Annotated in this window: 10 protein-coding genes; 6 read left to right on the top strand and 4 right to left on the bottom strand. The window is 70.9% G+C overall.

Annotation, left to right across the window (positions count from 1 at the left end; translation table 11 throughout):
* Positions 1 to 56: 56 nt before the first annotated feature.
* Together H8R17_RS48675 and H8R17_RS15735 are read right to left on the bottom strand one after the other, a co-directional pair.
* Complete coding sequence (locus tag H8R17_RS48675; protein ID WP_187823806.1) at positions 57 to 2,798, bottom strand: ferritin-like domain-containing protein; 2,742 nt, start codon at positions 2,796 to 2,798, stop codon at positions 57 to 59.
* Between the two features lie 9 nt (positions 2,799 to 2,807).
* Positions 2,808 to 4,019 carry a cytochrome P450 gene (locus tag H8R17_RS15735; RefSeq protein WP_187823805.1) on the bottom strand — a complete coding sequence of 404 codons (1,212 nt, stop codon included), beginning with the start codon at positions 4,017 to 4,019 and terminating at the stop codon, positions 2,808 to 2,810.
* A 187-nt stretch (positions 4,020 to 4,206) separates the two neighbouring features.
* Here H8R17_RS15735 and H8R17_RS15730 point away from each other — a divergent pair, with 187 nt between their 5' ends.
* From H8R17_RS15730 to H8R17_RS15710, 5 genes are all read left to right on the top strand, one after another.
* On the top strand, positions 4,207 to 5,415 hold the full coding sequence (locus H8R17_RS15730) for a nucleotide disphospho-sugar-binding domain-containing protein (protein WP_187823804.1): 1,209 nt from the start codon (positions 4,207 to 4,209) through the stop codon (positions 5,413 to 5,415).
* Complete coding sequence (locus H8R17_RS15725; protein ID WP_187823803.1) at positions 5,412 to 7,394, top strand: glycosyl hydrolase family 95 catalytic domain-containing protein; 1,983 nt, start codon at positions 5,412 to 5,414, stop codon at positions 7,392 to 7,394. Before H8R17_RS15730 ends, H8R17_RS15725 begins: the two co-directional genes overlap by 4 nt.
* Positions 7,395 to 7,441: 47 nt before the next feature.
* Positions 7,442 to 8,662 carry a histidine kinase gene (locus H8R17_RS15720; protein WP_316959414.1) on the top strand — a complete coding sequence of 407 codons (1,221 nt, stop codon included), beginning with the start codon at positions 7,442 to 7,444 and terminating at the stop codon, positions 8,660 to 8,662.
* The gene (locus tag H8R17_RS15715) at positions 8,650 to 9,303 is read left to right on the top strand and encodes a response regulator transcription factor (protein WP_316959413.1); all 654 of its coding nucleotides are present in this window, start codon (positions 8,650 to 8,652) and stop codon (positions 9,301 to 9,303) included. Before H8R17_RS15720 ends, H8R17_RS15715 begins: the two co-directional genes overlap by 13 nt.
* Before the next feature lie 91 nt (positions 9,304 to 9,394).
* Positions 9,395 to 10,267, top strand: coding sequence for an LLM class flavin-dependent oxidoreductase (locus tag H8R17_RS15710; protein WP_187823801.1), 873 nt, complete (start codon positions 9,395 to 9,397; stop codon positions 10,265 to 10,267).
* A 54-nt stretch (positions 10,268 to 10,321) separates the two neighbouring features.
* On the opposite strand, the gene H8R17_RS15705 is transcribed toward H8R17_RS15710, so the two are convergent.
* Positions 10,322 to 11,140 carry a rhomboid family intramembrane serine protease gene (locus H8R17_RS15705; RefSeq protein ID WP_187823800.1) on the bottom strand — a complete coding sequence of 273 codons (819 nt, stop codon included), beginning with the start codon at positions 11,138 to 11,140 and terminating at the stop codon, positions 10,322 to 10,324.
* Between the two features lie 126 nt (positions 11,141 to 11,266).
* Between H8R17_RS15705 and H8R17_RS15700 the strand changes: the two genes are divergently transcribed.
* On the top strand, positions 11,267 to 11,587 hold the full coding sequence (locus H8R17_RS15700; protein WP_187823799.1) for a hypothetical protein: 321 nt from the start codon (positions 11,267 to 11,269) through the stop codon (positions 11,585 to 11,587).
* Positions 11,588 to 11,695: 108 nt separating this feature from the next.
* Here the strand turns inward: H8R17_RS15700 and H8R17_RS15695 are convergent, their stop codons facing one another.
* A complete protein-coding gene (locus H8R17_RS15695) occupies positions 11,696 to 13,093 on the bottom strand; it encodes an FAD-dependent oxidoreductase (protein ID WP_187823798.1) in 1,398 nt (465 codons plus the stop codon).
* Between the last annotated feature and the right edge of the window lie 8 nt (positions 13,094 to 13,101).

Below are 13,101 nucleotides of genomic sequence, written 5' to 3'. Positions count from 1 at the left end.
CGGGATCCGCACCCGGGCAGCCCCCTCGCCGGCGTCCGCCATTCCCTCCGGGGCGGTCAGATACGCACGCCGGGGGACTGGAACGAGGGACCGACGACGCCGTCACCGTCGGGCGACTTGATCCCGAACAGCTTCTTGGCCTGCACCTGCATCTGGTACATGAGCCCGACGGCGTCGTCCATCTCGTCGGGATGGCCGTTGAACACCCGGTTCAGCGAGGTCAGCACCCGGGTGTACGACTCGTCGCACTGCTCGCAGTCGCGGCGGGCGACCGACCCGGCCGGCAGCTTGTAGGTGTCCGGGTCGTCGGCCATGGGGTGCACCCCGTCGGGGTCGAAGGGCACGCGCGCGCCCTCGTACACCCACTTGCCCTGCCTGCTCCTGACCAGCCGCCGACCCTTGACGATCTCCTGGAACCGGTAGTAATGCCCGAACTCACCCGGATCGGCGACGCCGTTGCCGTTGAGGTCGTGCGGGCTGCCCTCGCCTTGTTCGATGATCTGGTGGACAGCCAGCAGGGCGGAGCGCCTGTCCTCCACGCGGAACAGCACGCCCGGTGCCCCCGGCCAGCTCACCTGCCGCGCCGGGTCGCCCGTGAACAGCTTGCCCCGGCGGTTCAGGCGGATGATGGCGCGGGCGATCTGGTTGTAGAACCAGCCGATGGTCTGCGGCGTGTACTCGGCCTTCCCGAACCAGTCCTCCAGGGCACGCATGGCCTTGTCGTCGGCCGCCCGGACCTCGCCCCTGCGGCTGACCTTCACATCGTCGGAGCCGAGCACCGCACCCGTGAACCGTTTCCCGTCGACCAGCGGGTACTCCGGCCGCTCGATCGCCATGAAGACGTTCTCGACGTGCTCCAGCGAGAGCTTGCGCAGCCGCACCGTGAGGTCGGGCAGCACCGGACCGGGCAGGCGCCCCGGGTAGGTCGGGACGAGGCCGGGGCGGCCGATCACCGGCTCGCCGCCGACCGCGTTGAGGATGTTGCACACCTGAGCCATGTGCTGCATCTCCTCCATGACGACCCCGCGGATGATCTCGGCGATCTCCGTGTTGTGGCCGGACTTCACGGACATCAGCGCCGCGAGGTAGGGCGGGATCGTCGCGTGTTCGACGAGCAGCGCCTGCTGGAGCGCCGACCGCAGGTCGTCGATGGAGTCGATGTCGAGAATGAGCGGTGCCTCGTCGGCCAGCCATTTCACGATGGTGTCTCGCTTTCCTGGTGACAGATCCCGGGTCACGGGCATGTGGTGGGGTGACTCCCGGGGGGCGAGCAGCGACTTCCTCATGTAGGCGGCGTGCGAGACGACCTGGCCGTAGTTCCCCAGGTCGAACACGTCGCGCATGGCCGGGTAGAGGTTGGCGTACTGCTGCAGAACGGGCTGGACGTCACGCACCCAGGTGGGACGCTCCGGCACCGGGTGATGACTGAAGATCCGGACACTCAGCCGGCCCTCGGGCTCCTTGGCGCCGTCGGCGAGGCGATAGCCGATGTCGGTCACGATGCCGTCGATGACGCGCCGTGGACGACCGGGGTCCTTCCCGGCGAGGGTGATCTCCGCCCGCCCGTTCCTGTCGGTCGTCGCCGTCGTCGACACGCTCAGCGTCGCGGGCAGGGAGTCGGTGTCGAGGGCGATCCGGACCCCCGCGGCGGGCCTGCCGTACCGGGTCGCGTGGATCACGGTCCGCGCCGTGTCGTGCGGCTCCTCCGGGTAGAGACGAAAGACCCCGCCGTCCGCCCGCAGGAACGTCGCATCCTCGTTCTCCGCCAGTACGACGGCGGGCCGCTCCCCGGACGTGTCCACGACGGCCAGCCGCCGTTCGCGCAGCGACGCGGTCTGCTCGGGACTGAGGCGGGCCGTGACGATGCCCGCCAGCCGCTCGTAGAAGTCCGTGTCCATGCCCTCCAGCGGGGCCAGATCCTGTGGGGCGCCGTCGCCGTCCAGGAACGCCAGGCGCAGCGGCCCCACGCTCTCCAGCGGCCCGCCGCGCGACGTGGCCCGAATGCTGTTCCCGAGGTCCACGAAGACGGTCCGGGCGGCCTCGTCGACCCGGCACGGGGCGTGGTTGAGGGGGCCCGCGTCGTCGGTCCTGCGCAGCCGCCGGCCTGCCACCAGATGACGGGGCTCTCCTTCGGCGTACGGTCCGATGGACCCGACGATCCGGCCGAAGGTGAGGCTGTCGATCCAGCGCTCGACGCCGTCCTCCACCCCGTCCATGGTGAACTTCACCGAGAGCATGCCGCCGTGAGTCGCCTTGCGCAGGGTGCGCAGCAGCGGTGAGGAGACCTCGGCTGCCCACTGCACGTCCGTCAGCACGGACTGGTAGGTGGCGGAGGGGTCGCCCCGGCCCGACGGCAGCGTGGCGCGGATCCACACGTCCTCCATCACGGCGGGCGCGAAGTCGCCGCGCAGCTGCTCACGCCCCTTCGCGTCCAGCACGCGCAGCCGCAGGCCGTAGATCTCGGGCACCATCTGGTTCTGCGGGTCCAGATCCACGAACTTGCCGTTGGGGCGCCGGTCGTCGTCCGCGAGCCGGCCGCCCACCACGGGGTCGTGCGAGGTGTCGGTCACGACACGGCCGTCGGGTCGGCACACGCTCGTCACCCGCACGTCGGTGAGCCGCAGCGCACCGGAACCGCGGGGATTCCACAGTCCATTGGCATCCGGCAGGTTCATTCGCCACTGGAATCGGGGCTCGAAGAGGTTGTTGTCGAAGTACGGCGACAGGTTGTTCACCGTGGCCACATCGGCCTGGAAGGTGCCGGCGAAGTTGAGCCGTGGAAAGCCGAGATAAGACACTGGCGCCTCTCAGTCGCGTGGCTCGAAGGTGATCGGGAGCCGTTTCAGGAAACGGAAGTTGATGCTGTCGAGCCACTCGGGCTCGGCCACGGCGGGCGCCCATCCGGCGACGCGGCGCAGCAGCGTTCGCATCGCGACATCGATCTCGGACAGGGCGAGCGCGGCGCCCAGGCAGTAGTGGATGCCGTGCCCGAAGGACAGGTGGTCGGCGGCCCGGCGGGTGATGTCCAGCGCGTCCGGGTCGGTGTAGCGCCGGGGATCGCGGTTTCCCGAACCGAGGACCAGGGTCACGGACTGGCCCGCGCGGATCAGCTGCCCGCCGATGTCGATGTCCGCTAGGGCGATCCGGGTGGTGAACTGGACGGAACTGTCGTACCGCATCAGCTCGTGGGCGGCGTTCGTGGTCATCTCCGGGCTGTCGCGCAGCAGCCGGGTCTGCTCGTCGTTGTGCAGCAGGGCGAGGACCGCGTTGCCGATGAGATGGGTGGTCGTCGCCTGCCCCGCGTCGATGAGCAGCAGGAAATTGGCGAAGATCTCGTCCTCGGTGTAGTCGGCGTCGCGCAGTTGGGCACTGATCATCCGGCTGAAGAAATCGTCGGCCGTGCCGCTTCGGCGGGCCGCCGCTCCCCGGTCGAAGGACTCCCTGAGTGCCTCGATGCGTGCGTTCTGGGCGCTGGACTGGGTGAAGAACTCGTGCAGCAGTCCCTGCCAGCCCTCCAGCAGATACGCGGCGTCGTCGGGGACCCCGGCGAGTTTGGCGATGATGCCCCGGCTGAGCGGCTCGGAGAAGTCGTGGATGACATCCATACGGCCGCTCGGCACCACTTTGTCGAGCAGCTCGTTCGCCAACTCCTCGATGAGCGGACGCATTTCTCGCACGAAGCGCGGTGTGAGGCCCGGTTTGATGAGCCGGCGCAGCCTGGTGTGGTGCGGTGGCTCATTGAAGAGCATCATGTCGGACAGCGTCCTGGCCAGCAGGGCGACATTCCCGCGCGACTGTTCCGGAAGGCTCTCGTAGAACTCCGGTATCCGGGCGCCGGAAAGACGCTCGTCCTTCGAAAGGGCGACGATTTCCGGGTGGCCGAGTATCGCCCAGGACTGCATCCACTCGTCCCACTGGACGGGGGATTTCGCACGCAGTTCGGCATAGAATGGGTAGGGATTCGCCGCCCATTCAGAACCGAACAGGTCGAGCAGGCTCGTCGTACTGGGAGCGGTCATGGTGCACCAGCCTGCCCCGCGTCTCGGAAACCGTCAACTGCCCTTGGCCAGGGCGAATCGCGTAACAGCGACACCGTGCGTCTTTTGCCTCAGACTTAATGACGGTGACTGTCTTTCCCGTTGTTGTTAAGGTCGTGATCGCCGGTCGGGAATTCTGTGTGAATTCTCCTGTGGAAAGGTGGAGTCCATGACCCGATACCTCCTGGCCCCCTTTCCGTTGCACGGCCACGTGACGCCCATGGTCGCGCTCGCGGCGGAACTGACGGCGCGTGGCCACCGGGTCGACGTGGTGATCAGCGCCCCCTTCGCCGAGGTGTTCAGGGAAGTGGGCTGCACGGTCACCGAGATCGACATCCGGCCGCGCGGTGGTGTTCCGGAACAGCCGACGTTCGGTCACCGGATGCGCAGAGTGCGGCGGATGTGGGACGTCTTCCGAGAACAGCGCCGGCTGACCGAAGAACTCATCGGCCGTTGGGAGCAGTGGGAGCCCGCAGTCGTCGTCGCCGACATCATGGCCATCTGGGGAATCCGCGCCGCCGAGGCGGCCGAAGTGCCCTTCGTCTCCTTCTACGTGACCTACGCGATCAGCGAGGAGGTCCTGCTGGACGAGGTGCGCCGCAACCTCGGCCCGCGCGCGGCCAGGCTCGTGAGGCTGCTCGGCCTCGCCCGCATCCAGCCGGGGCTGCGCCGCCGCGTGACGGCCGGAGCCGCGCGCGCCCTGGTCAACACCGTGCCCGAACTCCAGCCCGCCCGCGAGTCGTTCGACGAGCGCTTCCACTTCGTCGGGCCGCTGCGGCGCGAGCCCGCGGGAACGGGCGGCTCCGCCGCCGGGTACGCGGACGACCTGCCCTGGGACCGCATCGAGCGCGAGCCCTCCCTCTACGTCTCCACCGGAACGATGTTCACCCGGGGGCCGGAGTTCTTCCGCAAGATCGCCGATGCCTTCGCCTCCAGCCGCTGGCTGGTCGTCCTCGCCACCTCGCACACCGACCCGGCGGACCTCGGCCCGCTGCCCGACAACGTGATCGCCCGCAGTTACGTGCCGCAGTCCGCGGTGCTGGCACGCTGTGACGCGTTCCTCTCCCACGGCGGCATGAACTCGGCTCTGGAGGGGCTGGCGCTCGGCAAGCCGATGGTGCTCGTCCCCAGGGCCGCCGACCAGCGCGAGACGGCCCGTCGGCTGGCCGAGACCGGCGCGGGCGTGGTCGTCCCCGCCGAGAGCGAGGGCGCGCGCTTCGTCGCCGCGGTCGACGAGGTGACGACCGACGAGAACGTACGCCGGAGACTGGACGAACTCTCGGCCCGCATGCGCCAGGTCGACGGTCCCACGGCCGCCGCCGAGGTGCTGGAGAAGCTGGCCCTCGAGGCGCGTCCCGCGATGGGCGGCGACCGGTGACCGGGCCGCGCAGACGATCCGTCCTGCAGGGCTCCGCGGCCGTGGGTCTGGGCGCCGCCGCGGGCCCGGCCCTCGCCGCCGTACCGGCCCGTGCGACGGACGGGACCAGGCCGGCAGATCCCTACGAGGAGTCCGTGCGGGACGCCGGGATGACGTGGGACCGGCTGCCCGACGAGCGGAGCGGCGCCCCGTACCTGGGCGACGGCTCCCTGCGGGTGCGCGTGCACCGCGGAAGCCGCCCCGAGGACGTCGTCTTCTCGCTGTACGACACGGGCGACGACACACGGGAGCCGTCGGCGGCGCTGGCCCTGCGCCTCGCGGGAACCCCCACCGCCGTCGACGTGCGACTGGACCTGTGGCAGGCGGAGCTGACCGGGACCCTCGCAACGACCCGCGGCCGGGTCCGTTTCACGGCGCTGGTCCCGCACGGCCGCGGTGTCCTGGTGGTCCGCCTGACGAGTGATCAGGGCGAACGGGCGGCGGCCTGGGAGTACCGGGGCGGTCGGCGCGGCGGCCGGTCCTACCCGCACCAGGAGGAGACGCGTGCCGGGATGCGTGTCCTGGTCGCGGGGAGCGACGCCGCCGCGCTCCGCCGGGCACGAGCCGCCGGAGAACGGCTCGACGCCGGGCACCGCGGCTGGTGGCACGATCACTACCGGCGCGGCTTCCTGTCGGTGCCGGACCGGCCGGTCCAGCGGTTCTACTGGCGTCAGATCTACCTGGCGGCGGCCGCGCTGGACCCGGACGCCCAGGTCACCGGCTTCGGTCACCCGTTGCTCGCCACCAGCGACCACCTCGACCTGGACCCCGTCGTCCGGACCGTGAGGCACCGCGCTCGCACGGCGAGCCACGGTCATGTGTACGGCGGTCTGCCCGGCGTCGGGTCCAAAGGCGGGCGGGCCCCCAGCCCCGTCATCTCCTGGGGGCTGCCCGCCGTAGAGGCGGTGTACCGCAGGACCATGGACGACAGCGTCCTGCGTGACTGGCTGCACCCCGCGCTGCGGCGGGCGGTCGACTTCTACGGGCACTTCCTCGTCGAGGAGCCCGACGGGCGGCTGCACCTGCCGGCCACCCACTCCCCGCACTACGCCGACGCCTGCGACGCCGCCCACGGCCTCGCGCTGCTGCGCTGGGCGGTGACCACGCTGCTCGACTCCACGCGCCGCCTCGGCCTGCGCGAGCCTGGACTCGAACGCTGGCGGGACATCGGGGCACGCCTCGCCACGTACCCCACGGGGCCGGACGGGGTGATGATCGGTCGCGGGGTGGCGCTCAGCCGCTCTCACACCCACGCCTCCCACCTGCTGTGGCTGCATCCGCTGCGGGAACGTCTCCCGGACACACCCGCGGACCTCGCGCTGCGCAGCTACCGGCACTGGGCCTCGATGCGCTCCACCTGGAACAGCGCCTCGTACGTCGCCGCGGCGGGTCTCGCGGCGGCCCTGGGGGACCCGGGCGGCACGTTGTCGCACCTGCGGCACGTCCTGGCGGGCCCCGGTGCCGGAATGCCCCACGGCGCGGCCGACGGCGCCCCGGAAGACGACGTGGCCGTGTCCCTGGCGGCAGGCCAGGTGGTCGCCGATCTCCTGGTGGACTGCGGCAACGGAACGCTGCGGGTGTTCCCGGCGGCCCCACCCGAGTGGCCGGAGGCCGCTGTGGCCCGGCTGCGGACTCCGGGGGCCTTCCTCGTAGACGCCCGGCGCGGCGGCGGGAGCACCCAATGGGTGCGTGTGCACAGCGAGGCAGGCGAGCCGCTGGTACTCGAGCACGGAATCGAGGGGCCCGTCGACGTGTACGACGAGGAAGGACGGCCAAAGGCCTGGCGTGCGGTCCGCCCGGGGGCGGTCACCGTGCCCCTGGCGCGGGGCGAGAGCGTCGTCGTGGCCCGGCGCGGCCACCGGCCCGGACCGCAGCCGGAGGTGGTGCCGGCCGCCGACGCTCCGTCCGGCCCGGGAGAGCTGTCCATAACCCCGAAGTAGACCTGGCACTACTGCTCATGACCACGGACAGCCGCTACGGTCACGGTGTGATCGCGCGCAATACGCTGGAGGCCCTCGCGCAGCGCCCGCTGAGCTTCCTCACCTCGTCCTGGCCCTGGCGATCGCTCGCCTTTCTGCTGTCCGGCACCGTGATCGGCTGCTGCTTCGCGGGGCTGGCCGGGCTGCTGTACCTGCTGTGGGGCGGCCTCGGACCGGTAGCCGTGGTGGTGGTGCTGGTCGTGCTCGGCGGCGTGGCCTGGGTGGTGGCGGCGTTCGAGCGCCGACGGCTGCGGCTCGTGATGACCGCCTCTTCGGCGGTCACGGGCGACGAGGAGCCGACCGGACCGCTGTGGGCCAGATACTGGCAGCGGCTGCGGGCCGGTTGTGGTCTGCGGGAACTCGGCTACGGGATGGCCGCGGTGCTGGTGCTGTGGTGGACCGACATCGGGGTCGCCGTCGTGGCCATCGGACTGCCGGTGTTCCTCATGACCGCTCCGTTGCAACCGACCGCGAGCTTCGCCGTCGCCCTGGCCGGGCCCGCCATCGGTGTGGTGCTGCTGCCCATCGCGGCCTACCCGGTGGCCGCCTGGGCAGGTGTGCGGGCCGCGATGGCCCGGGCCGTCCTGGACCCCGAGGACAACGAGCTGACGCAGGTCATGGAATCCCGCGCCCGGTTGGTGGACGCCTTCGAGGTGGAACGTCGCCGCATCGAGCGGGACCTGCACGACGGCGCGCAGCAGCGGCTGGTGACGCTGTCCATGAAACTCGGGCTGGCCGGTCTCGACCTGCCCCCCGACTCGCTCGCCGCCAGGCAGGTGCGCGAGGCCGGGGAGCAGGCTCGGATGGCGCTTCAGGAACTGCGCGAGCTGATCCACAACATCCATCCCCAGGTGCTCACCGACCGCGGTCTCGAGCCCGCGGTGCGAGACATCGCCGGCCGCTCGGTGGTGCCGGTGGAGGTCGACATCGCCCTGCCCCACCGGCTTGCCTCCCAGGTGGAGTCCACCGCCTACTTCGTGGTGTGCGAGGCGCTGGCCAACATGGCCAAGCACAGCCGGGCACAGCAGGCCTGGGTGCGCGGGCGGCTGGGCGGCGACGTGCTCGTGCTGGAGATACGCGACGACGGCGTCGGTGGGGCCGACGCCGCGAAGGGGACCGGACTGGTCGGCATCACGGACCGCTTGTCGGTCCTGAACGGCAGAATGTTCCTCAGTTCACCGGCTGGCGGGCCGACGGTCATGAGAGTGGAGATTCCGTGCAATCACTGAGGCTGGTCATCGCGGAGGACTCGGTTCTCCTGCGGGAGGGTCTGGTGGGTCTGCTCGAGCGCTTCGGGCACACCGTGCTCGCCTCAGTGGGTGACGCTCCCTCGCTGATCTCGGCGGCGGCGGAGCACAATCCGGACGCCGTCATCGTCGACGTCCGCATGCCACCGGACAACACCGACGACGGACTGCGTGCGGCCCGGCAACTGCGCGCCGGGAACCCCAAGCTCGCCGTCCTGGTGCTCAGCCAGTACGTCTCGCAGGGCTATGCGTCCGAGCTCATCAGCTCCGACCAGAGGGGCGCGGGCATGGGATACCTGCTCAAGGACCGGATCGGCGAGGTCAAGGAGTTCCTGTCCGCGCTCGACTCGGTGGCCCGGGGCGGCACCGTGGTCGACCCGGAGGTGGTACGGCAGTTGCTGAGCCGCCAGCACACTCCGCTGCAGAGGCTCAGCCCCAAGGAGCGGGAGGTCCTCGGCCTCATCGCCGAGGGACGCTCCAACGCGGCCATCGCCCGCCGCCTCGTCATCACGGAGGCAACCGTCTCCAAACGCATCGCCGCCATCTTCACCAAGCTGGACCTGCCACCCGCGCCGGACGACCACCGACGGGTGCTGGCCGTGCTCGCCTACCTCAACGCCTGACCGGCCGCGCGCCCAGCCCGGCGGCGGCAGCGAGTGACACGCGGGGACACGGGGACACGGGGACACGGGGACACGAGGGGAGCGGAACACCATGCGCTACGGCGTCGTCATCCTGCCGGAACACCGCTGGCCTCAGGCGAGGGAGGTGTGGCGGCGGGCCGAGGACCTGGGCTTCGACCACGCCTGGACGTACGACCATGTGGCGTGGCGCTGGCTCAGGGAGCGGCCGTGGTTCGGCGCACTGCCGACCCTGACGGCTGCCGCCCTGGTCACCTCACGGATGGGACTCGGCACCCTGGTGGCCAGCGCCCGGCTCCGTGACCCCGTCGTCTTCGCCAAGGAGATGATGACCCTCGACGACATCTCGGGGGGCCGCGCGCTGTGCGGGGTGGGTGCGGGCGGGCCGGATCGGGACGTACTGCGCACCGGCCGGCAGACGAGGCTTCAGCAGTCGGTCCGGTACGCGGAGTTCGTCGCACTGCTCGACGCACTGCTGCGCCAGGACCCGGTCGATTTCGACGGTGCGTACTACGAGTGCCATGACACCGTGCTGCAGCCGGCATCCGTTCAGCGGCCCCGGGTGCCCCTCTGTGTGGCGGCGACCGGGCCGCGAGGGATGCGCCTCGCGGCCCGTTACGCGGACATGTGGGTCACGACAGGGGCGCCGGGCGTGTTCGACGCGACTCCCTACGCTGATTCCGTCCGGTTGATCAAGGAACAGACGGCCGCCCTGGAACGGGCATGCGACGAAGCGGGCCGCAACCCCTCCACTGTGCGCAGGCTCCTCGTCACCGGGCCCTCGATCGGCGGTGTCCTGGAATCGGCCGAGTCCTTCCGGGACGCAGCCGGTCTGTTCGAGGAAGTGGGTGTCACCGACTTCGTCGTTCACTGGCCGCGCCCGGACTTCCCCTATCAGGGGAGGTCTGAGGTGATGGAGGACATCGCAGACGCCCTGCCGAGGTGATTCCGCCGGTGTTCGTCTGATCGTGTCCTTGTGACGCCGCAGTCGGCCGCGCTCTCACCAGCCCGGCCGTGCGCGCCTGCCGAACAGCACGCCTCGCGACTCCGGGGGCGGCGGAGTGCCGGGCCGCAGCGGCCAGGCGATCAGCATGCCGGCGACGAACCCGACGATGTGCGCCGCGTACGCCACGGTGCCGGCGTCGGAGACGCCCCCGCCGGACGAGTAGACCGCCTGCAGCACGAACCACAGGCCCAGCACGATCCAGGCCGGCAGCCGCAGCGGCAGGAAGATCAGGAACGGGACGAGGACCCACACCCGGGCCCTCGGATACAGCACCAGATAGGCACCGAGCACCCCGGCGATCGCTCCGGAGGCGCCGATCAGCGGGGCGCCCGAGTCGGCGTTGAGGAGCGCGAACCCGTACGACGCCGCGTATCCGCAGACGCCGTAGAAGAGCAGGAAGCGGATGTGGCCCATCCGGTCCTCGATGTTGTTGCCGAAGATCCACAGGAACAGCATGTTGCCCAGCAGGTGCAGCCAGCTGCCGTGCAGGAACATCGCTGTCAGGGCGCTCAGCTCCGGTGACTTGTCGTACCCCGGCGGGCCGACGACACAGCCCGGACCCCGCGGGCCCACGGCGACCTCGCCCGTGGGTACCAGCCGCGGCATCTGATGGTGGATCAACTCGCGCGGCACCACCGCGTACCGGTCCAGGAACGCCTGGAGGTCGCACAGCTGGGCCAGGCTGCTCTCGCCCGCGAGGGAGCTGACGACACCGGGCGTGGCGAGGAAGACGACGAAGTTCGCGACGAGCAGAGCGTACGTCAGCCACGGGGTGCGCCGTGCGGGGTTCACGTCATGGACGGGGATGACCACAAGGGATGAGTGCCCGCGCCGGGTTCGGCGAATCGGTGAACGCCGCCGTCCGTGTGTCCGTATGTGTCCTCAACCTCCCGCGGCACGGGGAAGGCGGTCGCGGGGCACGACGTGAGGAACCAGGCGATGAACGACCGAAACGCTCCTCCGATGCAGGCGCTGCCCGACGGCGAGGCGGAACTGACGCTGGTGGTGCCGCTGCCGTGGGAGGACGTGGCGCGGCTCGGCCAGGAGGCCGGGCGGCTGGCGTCCCAGATGCAGCGGCCGGTGACGTTGGAAGAGGCGGTGAGTCATCGGTTGCGGTCGGTTTCGGGGGGCAGCCATGCGAAGCCGGCGGCGGCGCCGCAGCCTCCGGCGGTTGCGGCGGCATCGGTGTCCTCGTTGCCGTCCCGGCCGCCGGCGGAACAGGCGCGGCAGGTTATCGACCGGATCAACGGCAGTGCGTAGTCCGTTTCCGCGGGGAGCGCCGTAGGGGTGCGGCGATGCCGGGTGCGGGTTGTTCGTGGCTGGTCGCGCCCACGCGGCGGAGCCGCATATCGATACAGCCCCGCGCCCCTAGGGACGCTGTCCTACCGCCCGTACTGCCTTACGGGCCGCTACCAGTACCGGGTCCCACACCGGCGAGAACGGTGGCGCATACCCCAGGTCCAGGGTCGTCATCTGCTCCACTGTCATGCCGGCCGTCAGAGCCACGGCCGCGATGTCCACGCGCTTGCCCGCGCCCTCCCTGCCGACGATCTGGACGCCGAGCAGGCGTCCGGTGCGGTGTTCGGCGAGCATTTTGACGGTCATGAGGGCCGCGCCGGGGTAGTAGCCGGCGCGGCTCGTCGATTCGATGGTGACCGTTTCGAATTTCAGGCCCGCGCGGTGGGCGTCCTTCTCGCGCAGGCCGGTGCGGGCGATCTCCAGGTCGCAGACCTTGCTGACGGCCGTGCCGACCACGCCCGGGAACGTGGCGTAGCCGCCGCCGATGTTGGTGCCGATGATCTGGCCGTGCTTGTTGGCGTGGGTGCCCAGCGCGATGTGCCGTTCGCGGCCGGAGACCAGGTCGAGGACCTCGACGCAGTCGCCGCCGGCCCAGATGTTCTCGTGCCCGCGCACCCGCATCGCCAGGTCGGTGAGCAGACCGTCGTGGTCGCCCAGGGGCAGCCCTGCCGCGCGCGCGATCGCCGTCTGAGGGCGTACGCCGATGCCGAGGACGACGACGTCCGCCGGGAATGCGGCGTCCTCCGTGGCCACCGCCCGCGCCCGCCCGTCGTCGCCGGTGAGGATCTTGGTGACCTCGGCGTCGTTGACCATGGTGATGCCCAGACCCTCCATGGCCGTGTGCACCAGGCGGCCCATGTCGGGGTCGAGGGTGGCCATCGGTTCGCTGCCGCGGTTGACGACCGTCACCTCGTAGCCGCGGTTGATGAGCGCCTCGGCCATCTCCACGCCGATGTACCCGGCGCCGACCACCACGGCGCGGCGGGCACGCGTACGCGTGAGGGTGTCCAGCAGGGCCTGACCGTCGTCCAGGGTCTGCACGCCGTGCACGCCGGGCGCGTCGACGCCCGGCAGCGGCGGCCGGACCGGCCGGGCGCCGGTCGCGATCACGAGGTGGTCGTACGACGTCCAGGAGTCGGCGCCGGAATCCACGTCACGCGCGCGTACCCGCCCCCGGTCCGCGTCGATCTCCGTGACCTCGGTGCGCAGGCGCAGGCCGATGCCGCGGGCGCGGTGCTCCTCGGGCGTGCGGGCGATCAGCTGGTCCCGGTCGGTGACGTCGCCGCCCACCCAGTACGGGATGCCGCACGCCGAGTAGGAGGTGAAGTGGCCGCGTTCGAACGCCACGATCTCCAGCGCGTCCGGGTCCTTCAGGCGGCGTGCCTGTGACGCCGCGGACATGCCCGCGGCGTCGCCGCCGATCACGACCAGGCGCTGTCTCGTCCCCCCTGCACGGCTCATGCTCATGCGAACAC

The organism is Streptomyces sp. TRM68367, assembly GCF_014495685.1.
Lineage (GTDB): Bacteria > Actinomycetota > Actinomycetes > Streptomycetales > Streptomycetaceae > Streptomyces.
The sequence above is the reverse complement of the archived record's forward strand: the minus strand, read 5'-3'. Positions and strand labels throughout refer to the sequence as shown.